The organism is Ruminococcus sp. Marseille-P328 (assembly GCF_964249465.1).
Lineage (GTDB): Bacteria > Bacillota > Clostridia > Lachnospirales > Lachnospiraceae > Blautia_A > Blautia_A faecis.
Window position 1 is genome coordinate 1 of sequence record NZ_CAXUBQ010000015.1, and the last position, 26,600, is coordinate 26,600.

The 26,600-nt window shown below is 44.1% G+C and carries 22 protein-coding genes and 7 tRNA genes; 23 read left to right on the forward strand and 6 right to left on the reverse strand.

The annotated features are described in order from the left end of the window. Window positions 1–510 precede the first annotated feature (510 nt). On the forward strand, window positions 511–681 hold the full coding sequence (locus ACESTK_RS11585) for a hypothetical protein (protein WP_373119797.1): 171 nt from the start codon (window positions 511–513) through the stop codon (window positions 679–681). A gap of 188 nt (window positions 682–869) precedes the next feature. Here ACESTK_RS11585 and ACESTK_RS11590 read toward each other — a convergent pair whose 3' ends face one another. Further along, entirely contained in the window at window positions 870–2,354 is a 1,485-nt protein-coding gene (locus ACESTK_RS11590) for a tagaturonate reductase (protein ID WP_373119799.1), read from the reverse strand. A 109-nt stretch (window positions 2,355–2,463) separates the two neighbouring features. Further along, the gene (locus ACESTK_RS11595; RefSeq protein WP_373119800.1) at window positions 2,464–3,945 is read right to left on the reverse strand and encodes a UxaA family hydrolase; all 1,482 of its coding nucleotides are present in this window, start codon (window positions 3,943–3,945) and stop codon (window positions 2,464–2,466) included. 257 nt (window positions 3,946–4,202) lie between these two features. Between ACESTK_RS11595 and uxaC the strand changes: the two genes are divergently transcribed. The 16 genes from uxaC to ade all read left to right on the forward strand — a co-directional run bounded on the left by uxaC (window position 4,203) and on the right by ade (window position 14,024). Then, window positions 4,203–5,609, forward strand: a complete 1,407-nt coding sequence (uxaC, locus tag ACESTK_RS11600; RefSeq protein WP_173716169.1) for a glucuronate isomerase — start codon at window positions 4,203–4,205, stop codon at window positions 5,607–5,609. Window positions 5,610–5,668: 59 nt separating this feature from the next. Continuing rightward, window positions 5,669–6,676, forward strand: a complete 1,008-nt coding sequence (locus ACESTK_RS11605) for a LacI family DNA-binding transcriptional regulator (RefSeq protein ID WP_118579814.1) — start codon at window positions 5,669–5,671, stop codon at window positions 6,674–6,676. A 127-nt stretch (window positions 6,677–6,803) separates the two neighbouring features. After that, complete coding sequence (locus ACESTK_RS11610; protein WP_195477704.1) at window positions 6,804–7,121, forward strand: rhodanese-like domain-containing protein; 318 nt, start codon at window positions 6,804–6,806, stop codon at window positions 7,119–7,121. A gap of 143 nt (window positions 7,122–7,264) precedes the next feature. Beyond that, window positions 7,265–7,807, forward strand: coding sequence for a phosphodiesterase (gene yfcE, locus ACESTK_RS11615; RefSeq protein WP_294424296.1), 543 nt, complete (start codon window positions 7,265–7,267; stop codon window positions 7,805–7,807). A gap of 17 nt (window positions 7,808–7,824) precedes the next feature. Continuing rightward, window positions 7,825–9,006 carry a class I SAM-dependent RNA methyltransferase gene (locus ACESTK_RS11620; RefSeq protein ID WP_148461759.1) on the forward strand — a complete coding sequence of 394 codons (1,182 nt, stop codon included), beginning with the start codon at window positions 7,825–7,827 and terminating at the stop codon, window positions 9,004–9,006. After that, a complete protein-coding gene (locus ACESTK_RS11625; protein WP_118579802.1) occupies window positions 9,003–9,593 on the forward strand; it encodes an XTP/dITP diphosphatase in 591 nt (196 codons plus the stop codon). Before ACESTK_RS11620 ends, ACESTK_RS11625 begins: the two co-directional genes overlap by 4 nt. Beyond that, window positions 9,590–10,069 carry a metallophosphoesterase gene (locus tag ACESTK_RS11630; protein ID WP_148461758.1) on the forward strand — a complete coding sequence of 160 codons (480 nt, stop codon included), beginning with the start codon at window positions 9,590–9,592 and terminating at the stop codon, window positions 10,067–10,069. The genes ACESTK_RS11625 and ACESTK_RS11630 overlap by 4 nt, the downstream gene beginning before the upstream one ends. A gap of 288 nt (window positions 10,070–10,357) precedes the next feature. Next, window positions 10,358–10,432: transfer RNA gene (locus tag ACESTK_RS11635), tRNA-Pro, on the forward strand. Between the two features lie 33 nt (window positions 10,433–10,465). Continuing rightward, window positions 10,466–10,536, forward strand: a tRNA-Gly gene (locus tag ACESTK_RS11640). Between the two features lie 20 nt (window positions 10,537–10,556). Continuing rightward, window positions 10,557–10,630, forward strand: a tRNA-Arg gene (locus ACESTK_RS11645). Between the two features lie 5 nt (window positions 10,631–10,635). After that, window positions 10,636–10,709, forward strand: a tRNA-His gene (locus ACESTK_RS11650). Window positions 10,710–10,718: 9 nt separating this feature from the next. Continuing rightward, window positions 10,719–10,790, forward strand: a tRNA-Gln gene (locus ACESTK_RS11655). An 8-nt stretch (window positions 10,791–10,798) separates the two neighbouring features. Further along, window positions 10,799–10,871, forward strand: a tRNA-Lys gene (locus ACESTK_RS11660). 62 nt (window positions 10,872–10,933) lie between these two features. Then, a tRNA-Leu gene (locus ACESTK_RS11665) sits at window positions 10,934–11,014 on the forward strand. A gap of 301 nt (window positions 11,015–11,315) precedes the next feature. Continuing rightward, on the forward strand, window positions 11,316–12,074 hold the full coding sequence (locus ACESTK_RS11670) for an RNA polymerase sigma factor region1.1 domain-containing protein (protein ID WP_195379512.1): 759 nt from the start codon (window positions 11,316–11,318) through the stop codon (window positions 12,072–12,074). A 252-nt stretch (window positions 12,075–12,326) separates the two neighbouring features. Next, window positions 12,327–14,024 (forward strand): adenine deaminase, encoded by a 1,698-nt coding sequence (gene ade / locus ACESTK_RS11675; RefSeq protein ID WP_373119802.1) that lies wholly within the window; start codon window positions 12,327–12,329, stop codon window positions 14,022–14,024. Between the two features lie 152 nt (window positions 14,025–14,176). Here ade and ACESTK_RS11680 read toward each other — a convergent pair whose 3' ends face one another. The 4 genes from ACESTK_RS11680 to ACESTK_RS11695 form a co-directional block, all read right to left on the reverse strand. Beyond that, window positions 14,177–16,822, reverse strand: coding sequence for an ABC transporter permease (locus tag ACESTK_RS11680; protein WP_373119804.1), 2,646 nt, complete (start codon window positions 16,820–16,822; stop codon window positions 14,177–14,179). A gap of 15 nt (window positions 16,823–16,837) precedes the next feature. Beyond that, window positions 16,838–17,509, reverse strand: a complete 672-nt coding sequence (locus ACESTK_RS11685; protein WP_118579787.1) for an ABC transporter ATP-binding protein — start codon at window positions 17,507–17,509, stop codon at window positions 16,838–16,840. 135 nt (window positions 17,510–17,644) lie between these two features. Then, the gene (locus tag ACESTK_RS11690) at window positions 17,645–18,544 is read right to left on the reverse strand and encodes a sensor histidine kinase (RefSeq protein WP_373119805.1); all 900 of its coding nucleotides are present in this window, start codon (window positions 18,542–18,544) and stop codon (window positions 17,645–17,647) included. Beyond that, window positions 18,537–19,214, reverse strand: coding sequence for a response regulator transcription factor (locus ACESTK_RS11695; RefSeq protein WP_270413517.1), 678 nt, complete (start codon window positions 19,212–19,214; stop codon window positions 18,537–18,539). Before ACESTK_RS11695 ends, ACESTK_RS11690 begins: the two co-directional genes overlap by 8 nt. A 719-nt stretch (window positions 19,215–19,933) precedes the next feature. Here ACESTK_RS11695 and hflK point away from each other — a divergent pair. From hflK to ACESTK_RS11725, 6 genes are all read left to right on the forward strand, one after another. Next, window positions 19,934–20,884 (forward strand): FtsH protease activity modulator HflK, encoded by a 951-nt coding sequence (hflK, locus tag ACESTK_RS11700; protein WP_204453834.1) that lies wholly within the window; start codon window positions 19,934–19,936, stop codon window positions 20,882–20,884. A 37-nt stretch (window positions 20,885–20,921) separates the two neighbouring features. After that, a complete protein-coding gene (hflC, locus tag ACESTK_RS11705; RefSeq protein WP_118579775.1) occupies window positions 20,922–21,785 on the forward strand; it encodes a protease modulator HflC in 864 nt (287 codons plus the stop codon). A gap of 62 nt (window positions 21,786–21,847) precedes the next feature. Next, a complete protein-coding gene (locus ACESTK_RS11710; RefSeq protein WP_118579773.1) occupies window positions 21,848–22,120 on the forward strand; it encodes an acylphosphatase in 273 nt (90 codons plus the stop codon). Between the two features lie 242 nt (window positions 22,121–22,362). Then, on the forward strand, window positions 22,363–22,863 hold the full coding sequence (locus tag ACESTK_RS11715; RefSeq protein ID WP_195477714.1) for a MarR family winged helix-turn-helix transcriptional regulator: 501 nt from the start codon (window positions 22,363–22,365) through the stop codon (window positions 22,861–22,863). 71 nt (window positions 22,864–22,934) lie between these two features. Next, window positions 22,935–24,692, forward strand: coding sequence for an ABC transporter ATP-binding protein (locus ACESTK_RS11720; protein WP_373119807.1), 1,758 nt, complete (start codon window positions 22,935–22,937; stop codon window positions 24,690–24,692). Further along, entirely contained in the window at window positions 24,689–26,599 is a 1,911-nt protein-coding gene (locus ACESTK_RS11725) for an ABC transporter ATP-binding protein (RefSeq protein ID WP_226837381.1), read from the forward strand. The genes ACESTK_RS11720 and ACESTK_RS11725 overlap by 4 nt, the downstream gene beginning before the upstream one ends. The last annotated feature ends 1 nt before the right edge of the window (window position 26,600 follow it).

Genomic DNA, 26,600 nt, shown 5'->3' on the forward strand with positions numbered 1-26,600 from the left:
CAGAACGAAGAGCCAATGGCAAGTTAAGATGGGGAAAACCTCATTTTAACTTGTACTAAATCTTGACATAGTACCACTGTTTTTGAAGAATTTGAGTGAGGGTGGTTAAAAGCTGCCCTCATTTTTGCGTCGGAGGAAACTGATTTGGGTACTTGAAATGCAATCTTGGGTATATTTTGGGTACGGAGGGTAAATGTTACAGAAATATTACAAGAACGGTGTACCCCAAAACCCCGCAAACCCGCATAAATCCAAAGAGAAACACCCGGTAGGGGAGCTACCGGGTATTTCGAGGGGAGTATAAATAATTAAATAAGGGGTTATGTAAAAAAATTTTTGAAGGGTAAATTCTTTTACAAAGCCAATTATAATATAAATTGGAAAAAAAAGCAATATCATTTTGATGAATATTCTTTCTGCAATTGGTTACAATACACAAAGTAATCTGAAAACAGCTGCTGGGTGCGGAACAGAACGCGAACAGCGGCATTCAACAGGAGGAATACTCAAATGGCAAAAAATTATGAGTCTGAAAACAAGAACAACAAAAATTCAACAAACAGATCTTATGAAAATGAGATGAATTCTCAGGATTGCAAGAATTCTTACTCAAAAAACAGCAGCAAAAACAAGAGTCGTAATTCTTACGAGTCTGGGGAAGATACTACTTCCAGATATTAAAATATTTTAAGAAAGGGCGCAGGGTCTGTTGACTCTGCGCCCATGTTGGGAGGTTTAATGTATGCCGGAGGTTTTTGATGAGCAATGCGGAAGAAAATCCAGAGCCTTTTTCAGACACGCTCTAACGTTGCACGCGTCCTGCACCGTCGCTTTCAATCATGGAAAGAACTTATGATTCAGTAATATATTTAAGCCAGTGCTTTCATTACTTCATACGCACCATTTTCACGGATCTGAGTTAAGTAATTGCATACAGCTGCTTCAAATCCGGAAATCTGTGTCAGATCTTCGCCCCAGAAGGAAGTATTGGTGCAGACTGCATGAACAAGATCCGCTGCGGAATCATCTTTATGTGCAAGGTAGAATTCGAGAACTGCTTTGTCATCTTTTACAGTGTATTCATTAGCTGCTCTTTTGGCTGTAAGTCCGTCTTCGCTCATAGCATATCCGTTATAGAATGCAATGTAGAAGGCGAAAGAAGCTGTGATGCATGCAGGAAGTGTACCTTTGCGTTCAACATATTTTTTGAGTGACGGCATAACACGTGCTTTCCATTTGGATGTAGAGTTCAGAGAAATGGAAAGAAGAGCGTGATCGATAAATGGGTTTTTGAAACGTTCTGTAACAGCAGCGGCAAAATCTTTGAGCTCTGCTTTTGGAAGGTCCAGAGTAGGGATGATCTCATCATAAATAGTTTTGTTCATAAATCCACAGATCACATCGTCGTTCATGCAGTCTCTGACAATATCCTGTCCTGCAAGGTAAGCACCCAGTACAAAGGAGGTATGAGCACCATTTAAGATACGTACTTTTCTCTGCTTGTATGGTTTGTGATTGTCTGTGATCAGGATTGGAAGGTTCGCTTTGTCAACCGGGAATTCGTCTTTGATTGACTGAGGTCCTTCGATTACCCAGAAGCCGAAGATTTCACCTGTGTCGATCAGGTTATCTTTATAGCCAAGTTCTTCACAGATTGCAGCAGCTTCATTTCTTGGATAACCTGTTACAATACGGTCTACAAGTGTAGAGCAGAAGATGTTTTCAGCTTTGATCCAGTTGATAAAGTCTTCACCAAGATTCCACTGCTTTGCATATTTTAATACACATTTTTCAAGCTCTTTTCCATTATCATCGATCAGCTCACAGGAAAGAATGATAAATCCTTTGCCGGCTTCCTGACCGAATTTCTGGAAACGGCGATACATAAATTGAGTAAGTTTTCCAGGATAGCTGCCAGCCGGAACATCAGTAAACTGACAGGAAGAATCATAAGTAATTCCGGCTTCTGTTGTATTACATGCGATAAAACGGAGGTCCGGGTTATCTGCACATGCGAGAACTGCTTCAAAATCCTTATATGGATTGAGACAACGGCTTACACAGGAGATAACACGCTTTTTATCTATTTTTTTGCCATCCTGGAATCCACGGAGAAATAAGGTATAAAGACCCTCTTGTTCGTTGAACCTGTCATCGAGATCTGGAGCGATTGGCTGGCACAGAACAACTTTGGAGTTGAATCCGGCTTTTTCGTTTAACTCATCTATAAAATAATCTACAAATGCACGGAGGAAGTTTCCTTCACCAAACTGAAGTACACGTTCCGGCGCTGATTCAAGAAGGTATCCATCATAGCCCTGTTCTTTTAAAACAGCATAAGATAATTTTTTCATTTTCATTTTTCCTCATATATAATGATATGAGTGTTAAAAGGTCTTTTGACACTCATTTGATATCCGGATTGCTACGCAGCTACGCTGCTTCCGCAATTCGATTTATATTTTATAAAGTAACGCCCTGTTTGAAGATTTCCATATCATGGAAACCTGCTTCTTCGGATTTTGATTTCTTTCCGGATGCAATCTCAAGGACAAAATCCAGAAGATTTTCTGAAAGCTCATCAAGAGGAGTATCATTTACCATGACTCCACAGTTGAAATCAATCCAGTTCTGCTTCTTTTTTGCAAGCTGGTTATTTGTGGAGATTTTTACTGTAGGTACAGGACTTGCAAATGGTGTTCCGCGTCCGGTGGTAAAAAGTACAATGTGTGCACCGGATGCAGCAAGGGCAGTAGAGGCGACAAGATCATTGCCAGGTGCACTCAGCAGGTTTAATCCTTTTTCCTTTACAGGTTCTCCATAAGAAAGAACTCCCATGACAGGTGCACTTCCGGATTTTTGCGTACATCCGAGAGATTTATCTTCCAGACTGGAAATACCGCCTTTTTTGTTTCCAGGAGAAGGATTTTCATAAATGGTCTGGTTGTGACTTTTAAAATAGTTTTTGAAATCGTTGACAAGGGCAACTGTCTGGTTGAACAGATCTTCTGTCTCGCAGCGGTTCATAAGTAATTCTTCAGCACCGAACATTTCAGGAACTTCTGTAAGAATTGTAGATCCTCCCATAGAAATCAGTTTGTCAGAAAATGCACCAACAGTAGGGTTTGCCGTGATTCCGGACAAACCATCAGAGCCGCCGCATTTCATACCGATTATCAGTTCAGATGCACGGATTGGTTCTCGTTTAAATGAGGATGCATAGGAAATCAGTTCTTTGACAGTTTCAATACCATCACGGATCTCGTCTTCGCATTCCTGGGCAACGAGAAAACGTACACGCTCAGGATCATAGTCCCCGATAAATTTCTTTAATTCATCGATGTTGCTGTTTTCGCAGCCAAGTCCAAGAACCAGAACACCGCCTGCATTAGGATGGTTCACTAAATCAGCAAGAATCTGACGTGTGTTATTCTGATCATCACCCATCTGGGAACATCCGTAAGGATGTGGAAAAGCACAGACACCATCAATCTGGTCTGTCATGTACTTCTGTGTGGCTCGTTCAATAGCAGATGCCACATTGTTAACGCAGCCTACTGTAGGAATGATCCAGATTTCATTGCGTACACCAACACCACCGTTTTTTCTGCGATAGCCCTGGAAGAACTTTGGCTCCCGGTGTGGAAGCTCTGTGATAGTTTTGTTATATGTATAAGTAAGAAGATCTCCCAGCCCTGTTTTTAAATTGTGAGTATGAATCCAGGAACCTGCAGGAATTTCTGCGGTTGCACGTCCAATGGGATTACCATATTTAATAATGGAATCACCAGGCTTGAGACTTTTTAATGCAAACTTGTGTCCCTGCATGATTTCTTCTGTAAGAGTGAGTGTGGAGTTATCAAGTTTGATCACAGTGCCTTTCGCCAGAGGCTGAAGCGCAACGGCTACATTATCTGAAGGATTAATTTTAATAAAAGATTTCAAGAAATCAACAACCTCCTTTATGTGAAAATAATGTATGTAAGAGCTTACATACAAATTACATCAACAAAACGGGAACGTCAATAGGAAATGGAAAAAAAGCTGAAAATGGTAAAAATACACAATGTGTAGTGCGAAAATTTGTCTGTTCTGCAAATACTTCGTGAATTGAAAATGATACTTATTTGTCGTATACTGTAAATAAAATGTAAGACCTTACATTTTGCTGAAACGGATAGAAAGGAGAGGAGAATTATTTTATGAAAGCATTTATGGACAAAGATTTTTTACTTTCAACAGAAACTTCAAAAAAGTTATTTCATGAGTATGCAGAGACAATGCCAATTGTAGATTACCATTGCCATATCAATCCCCAGGAAATTGCAGAGGATCGTAAGTTTGAGAATATTACCCAGGTGTGGCTTGGTGGCGATCATTATAAATGGCGTCAGATGAGATCAAATGGAGTAGATGAGTACTACATTACAGGTGGTGCCAGTGATCGTGAAAAATTCCAGAAATGGGCAGAAACTCTTGGGAAAGCAATCGGAAATCCGCTCTATCACTGGAGCCATCTGGAATTGCAGAGATATTTCGGATATACAGGATATCTGAACGGAGATACAGCTGAAGAAGTGTGGAACCTGTGCAACAAAAAGCTTCAGGAAGATGATATGTCTGTAAGAAACATTATCCGCAAGTCCAATGTAAAATTAATCTGCACAACAGATGATCCGGTAGATGATCTGAAATGGCATAAAGTTCTTGCAGAGGATGACAGCTTTGAGGTGAAAGTGCTTCCTGCATGGCGTCCGGACAAGGCAATGAATCTGGAAAAACCGGAATATCCGGAATACATGAAAAAGCTTTCACAGGTCAGTGGCGTTGAAATTGCTGATTTCGCAGATCTGAAAGAAGCCCTTCTTAAGAGAATGGAATTCTTTGCACAGATGGGATGCAGCGTATCTGACCATGCACTGGAATATGTTATGTATGCGCCTGCAGCAGAAGAAAAAGTAAATGAGATCTTTAAAAAGAGACTGAATGGCGAAAGCATTTCAAGAGAAGAAGAAATGATCTTCAAGACAGCTTTTATGCAGTTTGTTGGAAAAGAATATCATAAAAAGAACTGGGTAATGCAGATCCATTATGGATGCAAGAGAGACAACAATGCATTTATGTATGAGCAGCTCGGACCGGATACCGGATATGACTGCATCAATAACTATGCGCCAAGTGCTCAGACAGCAGATTTCCTGAATTCTCTGATCGCATCAAATGAACTTCCAAAGACAATCCTGTACTCCCTGAATCCCAATGACAATGAAGCAATTGGAACAATCCTTGGCTGCTTCCAGGGAACAGAGGCAGCAGGTAAAATTCAGCAGGGAAGTGCATGGTGGTTCAACGATCACAAAACAGGTATGATCGCACAGATGACATCACTTGCAAATCTGGGACTGCTTGCAAACTTTGTTGGCATGCTTACTGATTCAAGAAGCTTTTTGTCCTATACCAGACATGAGTATTTCCGCAGAATTCTTTGCGAGCTTATTGGCGGATGGGTGGAAAATGGAGAATATCCGGCTGATTATAAGACTTTAAAGGAAATCGTGTGTGGAATTTCATACAATAATGCAGTAGACTATTTTGGGTTTGACCTGTAAAATGATTGATATCAGAAAGCTTATTTTCTATTATTACCAGAACGAACAGGAGAACGATAGTGAATATATATGATATTGCAAAGCTGGCAAATGTTTCCATCGCAACAGTATCCAGAGTGGTCAATAACAGTCCGAAAGTCAGCCCGAAGACAAAAGAAAAGGTTCTTGCGGTTATGAAAGAAAATGAATACACGCCGAATGCGTTTGCCAGAGGCCTTGGTCTTGGGTCGATGAAAACAGTAGGAATCATCTGTCCAAATATTGACGATATCTATATGGCAAAAGCAGTATCTTATCTGGAGCAAAATCTTCATGCTCATGGATATGACTGTATTCTTGGCTGCAGCGGATTTAAACAGGAAGAAAAGGAGGATTATGTCAGACTCCTTTTGTCTAAGAAAATAGACACGCTGATACTGGTTGGTTCTACATATGCAGGAAATGGTAAAGATGAATCTGACACAGATTATATTCGGGAGGCAGCGGAACAGGTTTCCATATTTATGATTAACGCAAAGGTTTCAGGCGATAATATTTACTGCACCTATGCGGATGATTTTCAGGCTACTTATGAAGTGACGAAAGCCTTTATTCGGAGAGGAAAAGAGAAAATTCTTTTTATGTATGATTCAGAATCCTACAGTGCCAGGCAGAAAATGGCGGGATACGAAGCTGCATTGCAGGATGCCGGATATCCCATTCGTGGAAATCTGAAATTCAAGACCAAAAATGACATTGAATATACGCGGGATATGCTGCTTGAATACAACCGGACCCTCGATTTCGACAGCGTCCTTGCAACGGAGGATGGAATTGCAATCGGAGCAGTAAAGTATGCAAAGATTAAGGGACTGGCGATTCCTGAGGAACTGGCGGTCGTCGGATATAATAACTCAATTCTTGCAATCAGCAGTGATCCTGAGCTTACATCGGTGGACAGTAAGCTGGGCGTGATGTGCAAAAAGACAGTGGAACGGATGATAGACCTTCTTGAGAGAGAAATACAAATTGAAAAGAATGTGTGTGTTCCATGCGAAATAGTCCGCAGATGTACAACGGATTTCTGATCTTGTTTCATATTTAACCGAATCAAGTAAGTCCCCTGCGGAGGTTGCGAAAAGCAATACTTAAAAAAGGTGCATTTTGGCACCTTTTTTGTATTTGCGGATATACTGATAAAAAAGGGGATTTTCCATGTTTCCTGTAGAGCCGATTTCCGGAAAAATGCTGGATTATTATGTTGGACGGAAGGATTCCTTTATCATAGATTTAAGAGATGCAAAAGAGTATCATAACGGACATATAAGGGGAGCGGTAAATGTGCCATATGAGAAGTTTGAAGAAATGCAGACATATGATTTTCCAAAAGGGAAAATACTGGTGCTGTATTGCGACCGGGGCGGGGCAAGTCTTCAGGCGGCCAGGATTCTGGCGCGAAATGGATATAAGACAAAAACGGTGATCGGGGGAATGAAGGAGTACAGAGGGAGAAATCTGATATGCGATATATGAGAAAAAATTCAAAAGAGTACTATCTTGTAATTTCCATCAAGGCATGATAATGTAAAGAAGAAAAATGTCCTTTTCATGAAGTTATGTAAATCGAAAAGGAGAGAGACAATTCGAACACTAAAAACAGAGGAGAAACCAAGTTTATGAAATATATGTTTGCTTCTGACATCCATGGTTCTGCTTACTATTGCAGGAAAATGCTGGATGCTTTTGAGAAAGAAGGGGCAGAGCGCCTGGTTCTGCTGGGCGATCTGCTTTATCACGGACCAAGAAATGATCTGCCAAAAGAATATGCACCTAAGCAGGTAATTCCCATGCTGAATGCCATGAAAGACAAAATTTATGCTGTGCGCGGTAACTGTGAGGCAGAAGTGGATCAGATGGTTCTGGAGTTTCCGGTGATGGCAGATTACTGCATTCTGGCAATTGACGGCAAGACGTTTTATGCGACTCATGGACATGTTTATAATCAGAATAACCTGCCGCCCTTATGCGAGGGAGATATTTTGATCCATGGTCATACCCATGTGCTGAAAGCAGAGCAGATGGAGGGATACATTCTTTTGAATCCGGGTTCCGTATCCATTCCGAAAGAAGGAAATCCGCCTACCTATGCAGTGCTTGAGGACGGTGTTTTTTCCATCATGGATTTTGACGGGAATATTGTAAAAAGCATAGTTCTTTAAGAAGGGAAAAACGGTGAATGAGTACAGAAAGATTTGAACTGATCGCTCCCTGCCATTTTGGCCTGGAAGCGGTTTTGAAAAGAGAAATACTGGATCTGGGATATGAGATCAGCAAGGTGGAGGATGGCAAGGTTACTTTCCTGGCAGATGCCCAGGGAATTGCAGATGCCAATGTTTTTCTGCGCACTACAGAGCGTATTCTTCTGAAGATTGCGGAAGTGAAAGCTGAGACATTTGATGAGCTTTTTGAGGCAACGAAAGCTTTGCCATGGGAACGTTACATTCCAGCAGATGGCAAATTCTGGATTGCGAAAGCCAATTCAGTGAAGAGTAAGCTGTTCAGCCCGTCTGATATCCAGTCTATTATGAAAAAAGCCATTGTAGAGCGTCTGAAGGGCGTATACAATGTGTCCTGGTTCCCGGAGGATGGAGCAAGTTTTCCTATCCGTGTGGCGTTTATGAAGGATGTTGCAACTATTGGAATCGATACTTCCGGTGTTTCTCTTCATAAGAGAGGGTATCGTCAGATGACCGTGAAGGCACCTATTACAGAGACTCTTGCCAGCGCATTGATTATGTTAACTCCGTGGAAAAAGGACAGAAGTCTTGTGGATCCCTTTTGCGGAAGCGGTACTTTTCCAATCGAGGCAGCTATGATGGCTGCAGATATTGCACCGGGTATGAACCGTTCTTTCCTTGCCGAGGACTGGAAGCAGGTTGTGCCGAGAAGATGCTGGTATGAGGCTGTAGAAGAGGCTCAGGACAGAGTAAATCTGAAAATCGAGACAGATATTCAGGGCTATGACATAGATGCTGAGGCACTGAAGGCAGCCAGGGCAAATGCAAAAATGGCAGGGGTAGAAAGCCTGATCCATTTTCAGCAGCGTCCTGTGAAGGAGCTTCATCACCCGAAGCCTTACGGATTTATTATTACGAATCCACCTTATGGTGAGCGTCTGGAAGAAAAAGCAGCTTTGCCGCAGCTTTACCGCGAGATCGGTGAGAGCTACCGCGGCCTGGATAAGTGGTCTATGTACCTGATCACTTCTTATGACAAAGCTGAGAATGACATTGGACGCAAGGCGGATAAGAACCGTAAAATCTATAACGGAATGCTGAAAACATATTTTTACCAGTTCCTGGGACCAAAGCCTCCAAGACGTGCGGCACAGGAAAAGAAAGAGGGCACTGATAAATGAAGAAGATAATTTTTGCAACAGGAAATGCAGATAAAATGAAAGAAATCCGTAAAATCCTGGCAGATCTGGATGCAGAAGTGGTATCTATGAAAGAAGCCGGGATTCAGGCTGATATTGTGGAAGATGGCAAAACCTTTGAGGAAAACGCAGTGATCAAGGCGACTGCCATCAGCAAGCTTACCAGTGATGGCGAAATTGTACTTGCAGATGACTCGGGGCTTGAGATTGATTATCTGAATAAAGAGCCGGGAGTTTATTCTGCTCGTTATATGGGCGAGAATACAGACTATCATATTAAGAATGCAAATTTGATCCAGAGACTGGATGGCGTGCCGGATGAGCAGCGTACAGCCCGTTTTGTCTGCGCTATTGCAGCTGCCTTTCCAGACGGAAGAGTGGAAACTGTGCGTGGAACCATGGAAGGCCGTATTGGATATGAGGAAAAGGGTGCCAATGGATTTGGCTATGATCCTATCTTTTTCCTGCCGGAATATGGCTGTACATCTGCAGAGCTGTCTATGGAAGAAAAAAATAAAATCAGCCACAGAGGAAAAGCTTTGCAGGCAATAAAGGAAGAATTACGATGAAGGTGCTGGTTGTCAGTGATACTCATGGGAGAGATGAGTCACTGGAGATGGCAGTAGCTTTGGAGCAACCCTTTGACTATCTGATTCATTGCGGCGACGTGGAGGGCAGGGAATTTTTTATTGAAGCGCTGGCAGAATGTCCCTGTACCATTGTGGCAGGAAATAATGATTTTTTCAGTGATCTTCCAAGAGAGGATGAGATTTTGCTGGAAGGACATAAGATCATGGTGACTCATGGGCACAATTATGGTGTGTCCATGGATCTTTATGGGGTTTCGGAAGAGGCGGCAGCCAGAGGCTGTGAGATTGTTTGCTTTGGACATACCCATAAGCCAGTGGTGGAGAAGAAAAATGGTGTACTGGTGATCAATCCGGGAAGCCTTTCTTTTCCGAGACAGGAAGGCCGCAGACCAAGTTATGCGGTGATGGAGCTGTATAAAGGGGAAGAGCCGGAAATTGAAATTCGGTATTTGTAACTGAAAAATACTTGTATGTTTGACTGTGGAAATGAAATGTTTTTTGAAATATTTTTTTGAAAATAGTCGAAAAAGAGAAAAATGCAGGTGGTGGAGGGCCTGAAAACCCGCATTTTTAGCGGGTTTTCGGAAATTACATCTTTTTTCGAAAAAAATATAAAAATTTATAAAAAAGGTGTTGACAAATGGGAGACCATATAATATAATAACTCTTGCCTTGAGCGAGAGAAAAGAAATTCTTGAGAGCACAAGGAACGACAACTTCATAGAAATGATGTTGTAAGACATCGGGGTGTGGCTCAGTTTGGCTAGAGCGCCTGGTTTGGGACCAGGAGGCCGCAAGTTCGAATCTTGTCACCCCGACTGCTGTAACAACATTACCGTTTCAGCGTAAATGCGGGTGTAGTTCAATGGTAGAACACTAGCCTTCCAAGCTAGATACGTGGGTTCGATTCCCATCACCCGCTTCTCTGATGAAGAGAGATATGTGTCAGTAGCTCAGCTGGATAGAGCAACGGCCTTCTAAGCCGTGGGTCGGGGGTTCGAATCCCTTCTGACACGCTGTGGTGGGTATAGCGCAGTTGGTTAGCGCGCCAGATTGTGGCTCTGGAGGCCCAGGGTTCGAATCCCTGTATCCACCCTTTGCCTTTGGGCTATCGCCAAGCGGTAAGGCACAGCACTTTGACTGCTGCATTCGCTGGTTCGAATCCAGCTAGCCCAGTCCTATATGGAGCATTAGCTCAGTTGGTAGAGCACTTGACTTTTAATCAAGTTGTCCGGGGTTCGAATCCCCGATGCTTCACTTGCGAATGAGAACCGGAAGCCTTATGATTAGGGCATTCCGGTTTTTTAAATAATATATATGCGGATGTGGCGGAATTGGCAGACGCGCCAGATTTAGGTTCTGGTGTTTACGACGTGCAGGTTCAAGTCCTGTCATCCGCAGGAAATGAGGAATGATCTGGATCGGATTTTCGAGATGAAAATTAGATCTGGGTCATTTTTTTAATCTGTTTGTTGCTGTTCACTGGTAACGTTCCGTGAGGTGTTTTTGGTGAACAAAGTTCACAGAAAACCCGAGAGTTAAGTTTGCGCAGCAAACGCTACTTCTTGTGCTTGTCACAAGAAGGTTCGTCTTTTTGTGCATCGCGAAGCGCGTTACTGTGAACGGAGTGAACAGTAATGCCTTGATTTTACAGGACGGATTTGTTATAGTTTACACAACGAAGAAGCATGGAGGAATAATATGGACGTTATTCAGTTTCAGGAGAAATTAAGGAATATTTGTGAGCTTGGAAAGCAGAATGGAAATATGCTGACGCATGAGCAGATTCGGGAGCATTTTGCAAGTACTGATCTTGAGACCAGTCAGATGTTAAAGGTACTGCAGTATCTGAAACTGCAGGGAATTATGATAGAGGGAGACACTGCCCCGGTGGAGACAGAGGAAGTGGGTGAGACGGAACCGGAGTCAAAAGGAACCAGCACCCCGCTTACTTCAGAGGAAGAAGCATATCTGAAGGATTACCTGGCAGAGGTAAGCAACGGTAAGGAAGTAAGTCCGGAGATGCTTCACACACTGTTTGAGAATCTGGCAGATGGGGATGCCATTGCAGAGGCAGCTCTTACCAGCATTTATCTGCCGGTAGCGGCAAATATGGCCGCAGATATGAACTGTACAGAGATTCAACTTGCAGATTTGATTCAGGAGGCGAATGTGGTGCTGCTTACGGCTCTTTCCGACCCGGAGACAGAACGTAAAGATGATGCTTGGCTACGTCTTCAGCTTCGCAAGGGAATCATCGCTGCCATTGAGGAGCAGACACAGCAGAAATTCCAGGATGATTGTCTGGTAACGAAGGTGGAGAAACTGGAATCGGCAGTGAAGGATCTGACGGACGATGACGGGGAGAACCGTTTTACCATTGATGAGCTGGCGGTTATTCTCGATATGAATGTGGATGAGATCAGGGATATTCTGCGTCTTACAGGAGACGATAAATAATTATGGCAAGTGAAATTCCGGGAAAATTATGGAGATAAGGCTATCCTGTCGGAAATGAAAACAATGCTGCAGAATTGATGGAAACACCGGAGGTGATTTAAAAGTAAAAATCATCTCTGGTGTTTTTTGTCTTTTCTGGATGTTTTGAAATTTACATTGAAATTTCACTGTACAAGTGTTACTATCATAAATAATAATCAAAATATTTTTGCGTACAATAAATATTATTTGACAAATGAAAGGAGGATATATATGAATTTGGAAAAATATCAGCAGTATTCCAGAATTGCAAGAGGTTTGGAAAAGGCAGACCTGGTATTGAAGGATGCGAGGATTGTGAATGTTTTTACGGAAGAGATCATCCGCGGAGACATTGCCATACAGGATGGGATTATAGCAGGAATTGGAAGCTTCCATGGGAAAGAAGAACGTGATCTGGCTGGCAGATATGTATGTCCGGGATTTATTGACAGCCATCTTCACCTGGAATCTACACTGGTTACACCGGCTGAACTGGTAACGGTTGCCTCCAGACATGGAACTACCACTTTTATTGTGGATCCCCATGAATCAGCCAATGTGTCCGGTCTGGCAGGAGTTGATTATATTCTGGATCAGACAGAGAATGTAAAAGCCAACGTATACGTAATGATGCCTTCCTGTGTTCCGGCTACTTCCATTGATGATAATGGATGTACTCTTACTGCTGAAGATATGGCTCCTTATCTTCATAACAGCCGGATTCTTGGACTTGGAGAAGTAATGGACAGCATTTCTGTGGTACAGGGCGAGAAAAGCATGCATGACAAGCTGGAGCTGTTTGAAGGCAGAATCCGTGATGGCCACGCTCCGTTTCTGGAAGAGGGGGATCTTCAGGCATATGCCATGGCAGGGATTGCTACGGACCATGAGTGCAGCTTCTTTGATTATGCCATGCGAGAACGGCGGAACGGTCTTACCATTCTTGTAAGGGAAGGCAGCGCTGCCCGAAATCTGGAGGCGCTTGTTGGCGGTCTGGTGCAGAGACATATGAATGGTGACGGATTCTGCTTCTGCACAGATGACAAGCATATTGAGGATATCCAGCGGGAAGGGCATATTGACCATAACGTGCGAAAAGCTATCCGCCTTGGCATGAATCCGGTGTCCGCTATTAAGATGGCAACCATCAATGCAGCTAATTGTTATGGACTGAAAGACAAGGGGGCAGTGGCACCCGGCAGACAGGCAGATCTTTTGGTTCTTTCGGATCTTGCCAGTGTGACCATAGAAGATGTGTACTTTAAAGGGCAATTGGTAGATAAAAATGCAAAGATTGTTATAAAGCCGTGTGCCCCTGAATTGAAAAATACAGTGCATGTGGCTGAATTTTCCAGAGAGGCATTTCAGCTGGAGTCTGCAGATGGAATCTTTCCGGTGATTCTGGCAGAAGAAGGACAGATTACTACCAGAAAGGGAACTCTGAACGCAGGGAATGGTCCCTGCAAATTCCAGTCCGATGACGATTATCAGAAGATTGCAGTTGTAGAGCGTCATAAGATGACAGGGAAAATCGGCTGCGGCGTGATCGGTGGTTTTGGTATCCGCGGTGGAGCAATTGCGTCCAGTGTATCCCATGATTCCCATAATATTATTGTGATCGGAGATAATGATGAGGACATGGAGCTTGCTGTGCGGGAACTGATGCGTACTCAGGGAGGCTATACGATCGTAGAGAGTCATAAAGTATTTGACACTCTTGCCCTTCCTGTAATGGGACTGATGAGTGATAATGGTTTTGAGAAAGACAATGAGACTCTTGGGCGAATGATCCATAAAGCTCATGAAATGGGTGTGAAAGACGGTCATGATCCGTTTATTACGCTGTCCTTTATGGCTTTGCCGGTTATTCCGCAGATCCGAATTACACCAAGAGGCGTTTTTGATGTGGAAGCGTGGAAGTTTTTATAAGATACCAGGATTGCGGGAGTGCAATACACGAGACGGTTGTCTTGTTTTGAACGAAACCCCGAAACCTATTTAAAAACTGTGACGGAATATAAACCCATAGATTTTCAGCCCTCTGCCTTTTCATTGGCAGAGGGCCGTTTTTTGCTTAACAGTTATTGAGCATCCCTTAATTGCTCTACAACACTGCATTTCGCTGCGTTGTCATACATCATGCAAGGAATCAGCCACCCCAGCAGAAGAAATACCGGAATTGTCAGTAGGACAGGCAGAATGGTGAATCGATACTCAAAGAACCAGAACATACTGCCCAGCATTTTTCTCGCAAGAGGTCCCACCGCCAGCGACAGAATAAAGGCCGCCGCTACAGAAGACATTGCGTAAAACAACCCCTCGTAGATCAGCATGGTTTTGAGCTGCCGGTTCGTCATTCCTACAGCCTGAAGCACAGCAAATTCACGGCGGCGGGAAAGAATACCGGTCATCATGGCGTTGAAGAAATTTAAGAGTCCCACCAGCCCAATGATAGCACAGAGGATACCACCTATCAGAAGGAACATCTGCCGGAATTGAGCAAATTCAGAGCGAGCCGTGGCCTTGCTTTCATACATCAAGGGCGAAAACTCACCGGCAGTGAGCTTCGATAGATATTGCTCTGCTTCGGCCTCGTCAACTTCGTCCGCTGTGTCGAACAGGTAGAGCATCGGAATGGCTGCACCACCGCTGTCCCTCTGTGCGGTGTCCACAGACAAAACTGCGTCATATCCAATACCACCATAACGATAACTCATGGAATTCGGAAGTTCTACCAAGGCGCAGACCGTGTACTCTACATCTCTGGCTCCATACAATTTTGCCTGAAAGTACTCCTCCGGTGTATCTTCGGTGCGGAGTTCCCCGGTGCGGCTGTCGATATATTTCACATCATCCGCATAGGTAGCGGTAATCGTGTCCCCCACCTTGGGGTAGTATTCAGGATTGAGCAGATTGCCGTAATCATCCAAAGAAACCGCAATGGCAATAGCGTTATTGTTTGGCTCCAGCATAGGAGAAATATCTCCGTCGAGCACTTGCAGCTTGTCAAACAGACTGTTATCCAGAGCCTCGATTCTGGTATCTCCCATCACCATATTGCCCCGGTGCTCCAGACGGCTCATATGGCTGTCCAACTGCTCAGCACTTTCGTACCTTGCATAGTCCTGCCGCAGAGCATCCTCCGTCATCCACAGGTATGCGGGTTTTCGCACAGCATATCCCGTGCCGGAAAGATTGGCCTTTGTGTTTGCTGCGATCTCTTCGATTTGTTCTGGCGTGATGAATTCATCTGCCGGGTTGTAACGGAAATAGTCGGGCGTGCTGACGATAAAATCGGCGCAGGTCATGAAGGATACATACTTCTCCATGCTGAAGCCGCCCACAAAGGCACACAGTGCATTGAACAGCGTCACCGACAGTGCCAGAGACACCACCACCAGCACCGTCTTTTTCTTGTTTCGTCCCAAATTGGCAAAGGCCATCTGATGGAGCTTGGCTCCCCGGGTGCTGCGTTGTTTTTTCTTGGTCTGCATTGCATCCGTATATTTGGTAGCCTCCACCGGAGAGACCTTAGCTGCCATTTTTCCGGGCTTGGAACAGGACAAGAGCACCGTCAACAAGGCGAACAGCATAGAACCAAGGAAGATCACAGGCGATGTGCTGATAGTTGTGATGCCCGCATCCAACTGGGTGGAGCGCAAGACAACAGGAACCAAAACAGCGCCGATGCCATAGCCCAGCAGCAGCCCCGCCGGAATGCCGATCAGACAAAGCAGAAGTGCCTGCTGGCGAATGATGCGTTTGAGCTGCCGGGGCGTTGTGCCAATGGTTTTCAGAAGTCCGTAAAACCGGATATCCCCTGCAACAGAGATCTGAAAAATGTTATAGATGATAAGATACCCCGTGAAAATCACCAGCAGCAAAAAAGCTGCTATGGCGACCATCAGCTCTGGATCGAGCTGTGACTCCAGCTGGGATGAGGTATATCCCCAATTGACGCCGATTCGGACGCTGTTGGGATCGGTATAGCTGTCCCATGTGTAACCAAGATCGGTATCCACCTGCTCCATCTGCCCTTGAATGTTTGTGCCGGAGGCCAGCATGACATTCAAATCGGTGCGGAAAGGCTGTAAACCTGTTTTCACTGCCTGCGCTTCGATGTCATCTGCGTAATCACGGCTGATGTTGATGTAATGAACAGGCATTAGTTCATCATAGTCCCAATAGCCCACCAGCGTAAAGGTATCTGTTACAGTAAAGGCGGTTTGATCCTTGTCCGTAATGGAATAGGAAACCGTGACCTCGGCGCCCAGCTCCGGCGTTACGCCAAGCAGCTGCAACGCTGCCGTATCCATGGCTACCTCTTTGCCGCTTTCGGGCATCCGTCCGATAGTAGGGGTTGCATAGCTCCATTTAGTGCAGTTGGCATCCATGTAGCTGATCTCTGCCGGTATTTTGACAAAGACCCCCTCCGCAGCGATACCGATTACCTTCCGTACCCCCGTAGCCTTCACCTTTGGGTGGGCAGCGATGCGTTCCGCCTGCTCGGGGGAAACATCCTTAAAGGTGCCGTGTGCATAGCCGCCTACCTGCCGAAACTGGTAGGTTTCATAGCTGGCGTTCAGTGACAAGACAATGGTGAACATGGAAGTAAATAGCAGCGTTGTCAGCGCAATGGCAAAAATGGCGATCAGATTGCGACGACGGTTCGCATAAAGAGATTTTAAGCTGAGTTTTCGAATACATTTTCGATTTTTGACATTCATCGTAGCCACCTCCCGTTAGTTCTGGGAGACGATCCGACCATCTTCGATACGGATAATGCGGTCTGCCATCTGCGCAATTTCTTCGTTGTGAGTGATCATTACGATTGTCTGGGCGAACTTTTGACTGGTGACTTTCAAAAGGCTCAATACATCCTGGCTGGTTTTGGAATCCAGATTGCCGGTGGGTTCATCTGCCAGAATGATAGCGGGTGCTGCCGCCAGCGCACGGGCAATGGCTACTCGCTGCTGTTGACCGCCTGAGAGCTGATTGGGCAGCGCATCCAGACGGTCGCTCAGTCCAAGCGTCTGCACGATCTGCTGTACGAAATCCTTATTGACCTTGCCACCGTCCAGCTCAATGGGTAGAACAATATTTTCATACACATTCAGCACCGGAACAAGATTATATGCTTGGAACACAAAGCCAATTTTTCTACGGCGGAAGATGGTCAGGGCTTCCTCCTTCAGGGAGAAAATATCCTGTCCGTCCACCATGACCGTGCCGCTTGTAGGGCGATCCAGCCCGCCCAGCATGTGCAGCAGCGTGGATTTGCCGGAGCCGGATGTGCCGACAATTGCAACAAATTCGCCCTTCTTTACACTTAAATCAACTCCATCCAACGCATGAACTGCGTTATTGCCGGAGCCATAAATCTTTTTCAGGTTTTTTGCCTGTAAAACTTCCATAAATGAGTACCTCCATGAAAAAATCTGTATGTATGAAAGAAAATGATCCTTTGATACATACAGATTATCGCATAGGAATCTTTCCACATTCTTTCCGGCGGAAAATGAAATCTAACAGTTTTGATAGAATTGTTGTTATTTCGGCAGAAATATGGAAAACGTACTTCCTTTTCCCGGAACGGAAGCAACCTTGATATAACCGCCCTCGCCGGATATGATCTGTCGGGCAAGGTATAAGCCAATGCCGACCCCTTCTTGTTTCTGCACACTATTTGAGCGGTAAAAACGGGCAAATATCTTTGCTTGCTCACTTTCCGGGATGCCTGAACCGGTATCCGATATATCGATCCTTGCAAACATTTCATAGCTTACAGCAGAAATAGTAATGGTGCCATGCTCTGTATATTTGATGGCATTGTCTACGATATTAGCCAGCGCTTCCGCTGTCCATTTGAAGTCGAATACAGCAAAAGTATCGGTATCCTGCAGTTGCAAAGACAAACCTTTTTCAGAAGCCTTGGCGGCATATTGTTCTACTACGCTTTCAAGCAGAGGCTGCAACGCTACTTGCTGGGGGGCGAGTGAAATGATCCCGTTTTCCAGTCTGGAAAGCTTTACGAGAGAATCGATCAGAAATCGCAGCTTCTCCGATTGTTTATACAGTGCCTCCACATTTGCCTTCGCCGATGCAGGCAGAGTTTCCTCCATCAAAAGCTCGCTGTATAACAGCAGGTTTGAAATCGGCGTTTTCGTCTGGTGGGAAATGTCCGCAATCAAGGATTTGATTTTGTCTTTTTCCTGCGCTATATTTTGAGAAGATGCTTCTGCGGCAGAAAGATAGTGTGCAAACTTTGTTTCCAATGCAGATAGCTGGCTTTCATCAAAATTGGTTTCAGAAAAGGAGCCGGTCATGGCAGCGTCCAGCATCCTTTCGATTTTTTCCATCGTTTTTCTGGCCTTTCTCCGCTCCCATAATACAATAGCTGCCGCCGCCAGAAAACACAGCAGCAGGATCACAATGCCGGTTTTATTCATCTTTTGTCACCCAGCTATAACCGATTCCGTAGATGGTTTTAATGTATTTCTGTGCGCCAAGCTTATCCCTCAGACGCTTGATCGTAACAGACAAAGCATTTTCATCCACATATTCTGCGCCATCTGTCCAGATCCGGTCGACAAGGTCTCCACGGGTCATGGTTCGGCCTCGGTTTTCAACAAGCAGACGCAGTAATTTTTGTTCTGTTTTGCTCAATTCCACTTTTGAATCTCCCACATAAAAGGTCATAGCCTCAAAGTCAAAGTGAAATAGATCCATATGGAACGGCGCATTTTTTTTGTTTGACGCTTGCTTTCGCAGTTGGGTATTCACCCTTGCCCGCAAAACCGAAAGAGAAAAGGGCTTGGTAATGTAATCATCAGCGCCCCTCTCCAGTCCGTCTACGATGTCCAGATCGGTGTCATTGGCAGTCAGCAGAATAACAGGAATCCCGGGCGTGTTTTCCTTGATCTCACGGAGCAGCTCAAGCCCACTGCCATCCGGCAGATTGATATCCAGCAGGATCAGGGATACACCGCCGCAAAGCAGCTGTTCCTTCGCCGTTTTTAGGTCTTGGCAGGATATAATCTGACGGTCATCTGCTTTCAGTGCTTTACTTAAACCCTGATTCAACCCTATATCATCTTCAATAATCAATAATTGTTCCATGTATCTCACTCCCTCGTTATTCAAATGCCACCATTATTTCCTTGGGCAATTTTTCGTTCTCACAGTTTAGAAGATAGGCTATTGGCTATTGCTCTGTTTGCAAATTTGTTTGTTTTCACTGTATCCCAATCAGCAAGCCGGATGATCTATGCTGTGCCGTTTTTTTACTTTCTTAATTGTATCATGCTAATGTAAAGAAATCCATATTCTCTGAAAAGTTGTCCTGTTTTTTGAAACAGGGTTGTTACTGTTCACTGGTAACATTCCGCGAGGCGTTTTTTGTGAACAAAGTTCACAGAAAACCCGAGAATTGCGGCGCGAAATCATGCGAATGCATGATTTCTGTGCATCGCGAAGCGCGTTACTGTGAACGGAGTGAACAGTAACACAGTGAACAGTAACACAGGGTTAGCCCCTGAACAGCAACAAGGCATTAATAAGAACTGAAAAACATAAAAAAACATCTTGATTTTCATGAATACTTATGATATGATACTGCTCAAAGAAAAGGGAGTAGCGGCCATGAAGAGATAAAAGGAAATCCATTTTTTCTGAATGGTGCATAAATGCGTCAGAACGGTAGATGAAACTACCCGCATTATGAGATAATCAGCGAGACTTTTATTTCAGGCATTATAACAGTGCCTGGGATAAAAGTCTTTTTTTTCCCTTTTTGAACGCTTTACAACTATTGTTAGTAAGAGAGATGGAGGAGAAAAATGAATAAGCGAAATGGAAAAATGAAATATCTGGCAATCGGTGCTGCCGGGCTTATAGCGGCAGGGGGATTGGCTCTGGATGCAACTTACCAGATTCAGGAGCAGGAACAGGCAGTACTCACAACCTTTGGAGTGCCAAAGGCAGTAACTGAAACGGGATTACATTTCAAAGTCCCTTTTGTACAGCAGGTGCAGAAGGTAAACACCACGATCCAGGGATTTCCAATCGGATACAGTATGGGGAACAATGAGGTGGTGGAAAATGAAGGAATCATGATCACTTCGGATTATAATTTTATTGATGTGGATTTCTTTGTAGAATATCGAATTTCAGAACCTGTAAAATATCTTTACACATCTGAGCAGCCGGAAGAGATTTTAAAAAATATTGCGCAAAGCTGTATCCGAACTGTGATAGCAAGCTATAACGTGGATGAGGTTCTGACCACCGGAAAAGGAGAAATCCAGAGCAAGATCAAAGAGATGATTTTGAATCAGATGGAGGAACAGGATCTTGGAATTCAGTTGGTTAACATAACAATACAAGATTCCGAGCCGCCTACTGAAGAAGTGATGAAAGCATTTAAAGAGGTGGAAACTGCGAAACAGGGAAAGGAAACGGCGCTTAACAATGCCAATAAATACAGGAACGAAAAGCTTCCCGAAGCGCAGGCCCAGGCAGACCAGATTATTCAGGATGCGGAGGCACAAAAACAGGTGAGGATCAATGAGGCAGAAGCTGAGGTGGCAAGATTTAATGCAATGTATGAGGAATATGTGAAGAATCCGGAGACCACAAAAATGCGAATGTTCTATGAAACCATGGAAGATGTGCTGCCTGGTATGAAGATTGTGATCGACAACGGAAGTGGCGTGGAAAAGATATTGCCGCTGGATTCTTTTTCCGGAGACTGGAAAACAGAAGAAGATACAAGTGAAGAAACTAAGTGAAGTTAAGATAAGTATCTGATAGAAAGGATAAAAAATTATGAAAATGAAAAAAGCGGCACTTATAGCAGGCATTCTCGGAGCAGTAATAATCGGTTCTTCCATAACTATAACCCAACAAAATGAATACAAGCTGATCCGTCAGTTTGGTAAAGTTGACAGAGTGATCTGCGAACCGGGAATCAGCTTTAAAATTCCATTGATAGAAAGAACACAGTCTTTACCAAAGGAAACGTTGTTATATGATTTGGAAGCATCTGATGTGATTACCAAGGACAAGAAAACCATGATCAGTGACAGCTATGTTTTGTGGAGAATCACAGATCCCCTTAAATTTGCACAGACTCTGAACTCTTCTTTGGAAAACAGCGAGAGCCGAATTAATACGGCCGTATATAATGCCACAAAAAATGTGATCAGCAGTCTTTCCCAGGACAGAGTGATCACAAGCCGTGACGGAGAATTATCGGATATGGTGATGGAAGCCATTGGAGATAATATGGAACAATATGGAATAGAGCTGATTAAATTTGAAACAAAGCAGCTGGATCTGCCGGACGATAATAAGGCTGCTGTGTATGAGAGAATGATCTCAGAGCGTGATAATATTGCTGCTACATATAAAGCAGAAGGTGATTCAGAAGCAAAAGTAATCCAGAACAAGACAGATAAGGAAGTGACCATTCAGATTTCAGATGCGAAGAAGCAGGCTGAGATTTTGAAGGCAGAAGGGGAACAGGAATATATGAAAATTCTTTCCCAGGCTTATGGGGAAGATGAGAGAAGTGAATTTTATTCCTTCGTAAGAAGTCTTGAAGCACTGAAAGCTTCTATGCAAGGAGAAAACAAGACCGTTATTTTGTCATCGGATTCCCCGATTGCTCAGATTTTTGAGGGAAAATAATAAAAATTCTTGCATCTGCCGGTATTGACGTATATCATAAGGTACATAAGGAGTGACAAAAGATGGCGATAGTAAGAAAACACATATATTTTTCCGGGCAGGTGCAGGGAGTTGGATTTCGTTACCGTGCCAAAAATGCGGCGAGAGCCAATGATCTTACCGGCTGGGTGGACAATCTGTGGGATGGCAGAGTGGAAATGGAAGTCCAGGGAGAGCTTTCCGGAATTGAGCGTATGATTCAGGAAATCGAGATGGGAAGTTTCATCCGGATTGAGAATTATCAGATGGAAGACCTGCCTGTGGATGAAAGGGAGTGGAGCTTTTATTCGAAATAAAAAGGGATGCCAGGAGCAATGGGAATTTTGCTTCTGGTATTTTTTTGTGTAATAGGAATATTACGGAGTAATTTCCTATTACACAAAAAACGCTCCGCGAGCAAATAGCAAAGCGGATATTGAAAAAACAGGATTGACATTCAGAAACATGCCCCTTATAATTAGTTCGTGCACGAACAGTTCGAACCCGAACAGTTCGCACATGAACTATTTTGTATGGAAGTATATGAAAGAAGGGAAAGATGGAGAAAAAGAAGAAAACTGGTCCTGATGAGTGCTGCAGGGCGGAACGGCAAATAGGGTATGAGGTTCGTACTCTCAATCAGGTAATTGGGCGTCTGGTGAATTCGTATCAGTCCAAGGTGGATGAGAAAGCCGGAATTAACCGCATGCAGGGTTGGATCATTGGTTATCTGTACCGGCATTCAGAAGAAGCTGTTTTTCAGAAAGACCTGGAAGCAGAATTTCAGATGGCGCGTTCTACTGCGTCAGGAATCCTTCAGGCAATGGAGAAGAAAGGGCTTATTACCAGAGAATCTATTCCAAGAGATGCCAGGTTGAAGCGTCTGGTGCTTACGGAAAAGGGGATGGAATTTCAGATGGAAATTATGGAGAATTTTGACAGGATCCAGGATGTGTTAAAGTCTGATATTCCCCAGGAAAAACTGGAATGCTTCCTGGAAGTTCTGGACATGATCCGGGAAAATGCCCAAAGAGAGTGCTGTCTGCGGGATGAAAACTAAGATAAGCCGGCGGACTGCCGGAAAAGTCAGCACAAGTAAAAAGAAAAACAAAACAGAAAGGGGAGAACCTGATGATAAAGACATTACTTGCCCAGGTAAAGGAGTTTAAGAAGGCCTCCTTCCTCACACCGGTATTTATGATACTGGAGGTTGTGGTGGAGACAATGATTCCTCTTGTAATGGCAGATATGATCGACAACGGTGTGGAAGCCGGTAATATCAGTTATCTTTACAGAAAGGGTGCCATTATGGCGCTTCTTGCTGTTGCAGGACTTGTTACCGGTATTCTTGGGGGAAAATACGGAGCATACGCATCCTCCGGTTTTGCCCGTAATCTTCGTAAAGCAATGTATACGAACATTCAGACATTTTCATTTTCAAACATTGACAAGTTCAGTACTGCAAGTCTGATCACACGTCTGACTACAGACGTGACCAACCTGCAGAATGCATACCAGATGATCCTGCGTATGTGTACCCGTGCCCCGGCCAGTCTGATCTGTGCCATGGCGATGGCGTTTATGATCAATGCAAGGGTTGCCAGCATTTACCTTATTGCCGTTATTTTTCTTGGATGTTTTCTCGTATTTATTATGAAAAAGGCGACGAAGTATTTCCGGGAAGTATTTGAGAAATATGACGATTTAAATGCCAGCGTGCAGGAGAATATCAGCGCAGTCCGCGTTGTGAAGGCTTATGTACGTGAGGAATATGAGACCACTAAGTTTCAGAAAGCCTGCAATAAAGTTTACGAAATGTTTGTAAGAGCTGAGAAGCTGGTAGTTATGAATATGCCGGTTATGCAGTTTACAGTATATGCATGTATTCTTGGAATCAGCTGGCTTGGTGCGAACATGATCGTTGGCGGCAGTCTGACTACAGGTGAATTGATGAGTCTTCTTACATATTGTATGAATATTCTTATGAGCCTTATGATGCTCTCCATGGTATTTGTTATGGTCACCATGAGCGCAGCAAGTGCAGAGCGTGTAACTGAGGTTATTAATGAAACAGCAGATCTTCATGATCCGCAGGATCCGGTTATGGAAGTTGCAGACGGAAGTATTGAATTTGACCATGTGGATTTCAGCTATAAGAAGGACAGTAAGGAGCCGGTGCTGAAGGATATCAATCTTTCTATCCGCGCAGGAGAAACTATTGGTATTATCGGTGGAACCGGAAGCGCCAAGTCCAGTCTGGTAAACCTGATCAGCCGGCTTTATGATGTAAGCTCCGGATCAGTGAAAGTTGGAGGTGTGGATGTGCGTGACTACCATATGGATAGTCTGCGTAACCAGGTGGCAGTTGTACTTCAGAAGAATGTGCTGTTTTCCGGTACCATTCTGGAGAATCTGCGCTGGGGAAATAAAGAGGCTTCGGAGAAAGAGTGCCGCAGAGCGTGTCAGCTTTCCTGTGCGGATGACTTCATTGAGAAAATGCCGGACAAATACAATACTTATATTGAGCAGGGCGGAACCAATGTTTCCGGCGGTCAGAAACAGCGTCTGTGTATCGCCAGAGCTCTTCTTAAGAAACCCAAAGTACTGATTCTGGATGATTCCACAAGTGCGGTAGATACTGCCACAGATGCACGTATCAGAAGAGCTTTTGTAGAAGAAATTCCGGATACTACCAAGTTGATTATTGCACAGCGTATTTCCAGTATTCAGAGTGCGGACAGGATCATTGTCATGGATGAGGGAAAAATCAGCGGATTTGGAACTCATGAGGAACTGATGAAAACCAATGCCATTTATCAGGAGGTTTATAATTCACAGATAAAGGGTGGTGGAGATTTTGATGAGAATAGAGGAGGTGAGCAGGCATGAGCAATGAAAGACCGATAAAGAAGCCAGGCCGCAGCGGGGCAGCCTTCCGTTCAGGCCCTATGGTAGAGAATCCGGGCAAGATGCTTGGAAGACTGATGGGGTATATTTTTAAGAACTACAGGATCCATATTATTGTAGTTGTGATCGGCATTGTGGTAAGTGTTCTTGCCAATGTGCAGGGAACCATGTTTATGAAGACTTTGATTGACCAGTATATCATGCCTATGCTTCAATCTGAGACTCCGGATTTCCATCCTCTTGCAATGGCAATTCTTCGTGTAGCCTGTTTTTATGCAATTGGGGTGGCGTGCACATATACGTACAACCGTCTGATGATCTATGTCAGTCAGGGCACCCTACGCAATCTTCGAAATGAGATGTTTGAGCGCATGGAAACACTTCCTGTTAAATATTTTGATACACATGCACATGGCGATATCATGTCTATCTACACCAATGATATTGATACACTGCGCCAGATGATCAGCCAGAGTATTCCACAGCTGATCTCCAGTGTGATTACCATTGTCAGTGTATTGGTAAGTATGATTATTTTGAATGTGCCTCTTACCATCGTGACTCTGGTCATGGTTGGAGTGATGCTGGTGGCAAGTAAAAATCTTGCAGGACTCAGCGGCAAGTATTTCATGGAGCAGCAGAAGAATCTTGGTATTGTAAATGGTTACATCGAGGAAATGATGGAAGGCCAGAAGGTTGTAAAGGTATTCTGCCATGAGGAAGAAAGCCTTGAGAAGTTTAATGAGCTGAATGACCAGCTGTTTGAGAGCGCGAATAATGCCAATAAATTTGCAAACGTGCTGATGCCTACCTGTGCACAGATTGGGAATATCAGCTATGTGCTGTGTGCCATTGTTGGCGGCGTGCTGGCAGTAAATGGTGTGGGTGGATTTACTCTTGGCGGCCTGGCAAGTTTTCTTACTTTTAACAAGAGCTTCAGCCAGCCGATCAACCAGGTAAGCCAGCAGTTTAACAGTATTGTTATGGCACTTGCCGGAGCGAAGCGTATCTTCGACCTTCTGGACGAGAAGCCGGAGGTAGATGACGGATATGTGACCCTGGTAAATGTGAAAGAAGAGAATGGTAAGCTGGTTGAGTCCAAGAAACGTACAGGACGCTGGGCATGGAAGCATTTTCACAAAGCCACTGGCAAAACAGATTATATTGAATTGAAAGGTGATATTGTTCTGGATGGCGTTGACTTCGGATATCGTGATGACAAGATCGTGCTTCACGATGTGAAGATGTATGCGAAGCCAGGACAGAAAATTGCATTTGTCGGCTCCACGGGTGCCGGTAAGACGACAATTACCAATCTTCTGAATCGTTTCTATGATATTCAGGATGGTAAGATCCGTTATGATGGCATCAATATAAATAAGATCAAAAAGGGTGATCTGAGACGTTCCATGGGTATCGTTCTTCAGGATACTAATCTGTTTACTGCTACCGTTATGGAGAATATCCGTTATGGAAAACTGGATGCCACAGATGAGGAAGTTATTGCAGCTGCCAGGCTGGCGAATGCGGATGGCTTTATCCGAAGACTGCCGGATGGTTATCATACTATGCTTCGCAATAATGGTGCTAATTTAAGCCAGGGACAGAGACAGCTGCTTGCAATCGCCAGGGCGGCAGTAGCAGATCCGCCGGTTCTGATCCTGGATGAGGCTACCAGCTCTATTGATACCCGTACAGAGAAGCTTGTACAGGATGGTATGGATAAGCTGATGGAAGGCAGAACTACATTTGCTATTGCACATAGATTATCCACAGTCAGAAACAGCGACTGTATTATGGTTCTGGAGCAGGGACGTGTTATTGAGAGAGGCTCTCATGATGAGTTAATTGCGCAGAAAGGTAAATATTATCAGCTGTATAATGGGTGAT

What these genes read in the sequence shown, in the direction of transcription:
- ACESTK_RS11690 (WP_373119805.1), bottom strand. Translation starts at nt 18,544, where the DNA reads ATGAATAAAACCGGCATTGTGATCCTGCTGCTGTGTTTTCTGGCGGCG.
- ACESTK_RS11610 (WP_195477704.1), top strand. Translation starts at nt 6,804, where the DNA reads ATGTTTCCTGTAGAGCCGATTTCCGGAAAAATGCTGGATTATTATGTT.
- ACESTK_RS11685 (WP_118579787.1), bottom strand. Translation starts at nt 17,509, where the DNA reads ATGGAAGTTTTACAGGCAAAAAACCTGAAAAAGATTTATGGCTCCGGC.
- ACESTK_RS11710 (WP_118579773.1), top strand. Translation starts at nt 21,848, where the DNA reads ATGGCGATAGTAAGAAAACACATATATTTTTCCGGGCAGGTGCAGGGA.
- ACESTK_RS11630 (WP_148461758.1), top strand. Translation starts at nt 9,590, where the DNA reads ATGAAGGTGCTGGTTGTCAGTGATACTCATGGGAGAGATGAGTCACTG.
- ACESTK_RS11720 (WP_373119807.1), top strand. Translation starts at nt 22,935, where the DNA reads ATGATAAAGACATTACTTGCCCAGGTAAAGGAGTTTAAGAAGGCCTCC.
- ACESTK_RS11715 (WP_195477714.1), top strand. Translation starts at nt 22,363, where the DNA reads ATGGAGAAAAAGAAGAAAACTGGTCCTGATGAGTGCTGCAGGGCGGAA.
- hflC (WP_118579775.1), top strand. Translation starts at nt 20,922, where the DNA reads ATGAAAATGAAAAAAGCGGCACTTATAGCAGGCATTCTCGGAGCAGTA.
- ade (WP_373119802.1), top strand. Translation starts at nt 12,327, where the DNA reads ATGAATTTGGAAAAATATCAGCAGTATTCCAGAATTGCAAGAGGTTTG.
- ACESTK_RS11695 (WP_270413517.1), bottom strand. Translation starts at nt 19,214, where the DNA reads ATGGAACAATTATTGATTATTGAAGATGATATAGGGTTGAATCAGGGT.
- ACESTK_RS11680 (WP_373119804.1), bottom strand. Translation starts at nt 16,822, where the DNA reads ATGAATGTCAAAAATCGAAAATGTATTCGAAAACTCAGCTTAAAATCT.
- uxaC (WP_173716169.1), top strand. Translation starts at nt 4,203, where the DNA reads ATGAAAGCATTTATGGACAAAGATTTTTTACTTTCAACAGAAACTTCA.
- ACESTK_RS11585 (WP_373119797.1), top strand. Translation starts at nt 511, where the DNA reads ATGGCAAAAAATTATGAGTCTGAAAACAAGAACAACAAAAATTCAACA.
- ACESTK_RS11590 (WP_373119799.1), bottom strand. Translation starts at nt 2,354, where the DNA reads ATGAAAAAATTATCTTATGCTGTTTTAAAAGAACAGGGCTATGATGGA.
- ACESTK_RS11625 (WP_118579802.1), top strand. Translation starts at nt 9,003, where the DNA reads ATGAAGAAGATAATTTTTGCAACAGGAAATGCAGATAAAATGAAAGAA.
- ACESTK_RS11670 (WP_195379512.1), top strand. Translation starts at nt 11,316, where the DNA reads ATGGACGTTATTCAGTTTCAGGAGAAATTAAGGAATATTTGTGAGCTT.
- hflK (WP_204453834.1), top strand. Translation starts at nt 19,934, where the DNA reads ATGAATAAGCGAAATGGAAAAATGAAATATCTGGCAATCGGTGCTGCC.
- ACESTK_RS11620 (WP_148461759.1), top strand. Translation starts at nt 7,825, where the DNA reads ATGAGTACAGAAAGATTTGAACTGATCGCTCCCTGCCATTTTGGCCTG.
- yfcE (WP_294424296.1), top strand. Translation starts at nt 7,265, where the DNA reads ATGAAATATATGTTTGCTTCTGACATCCATGGTTCTGCTTACTATTGC.
- ACESTK_RS11725 (WP_226837381.1), top strand. Translation starts at nt 24,689, where the DNA reads ATGAGCAATGAAAGACCGATAAAGAAGCCAGGCCGCAGCGGGGCAGCC.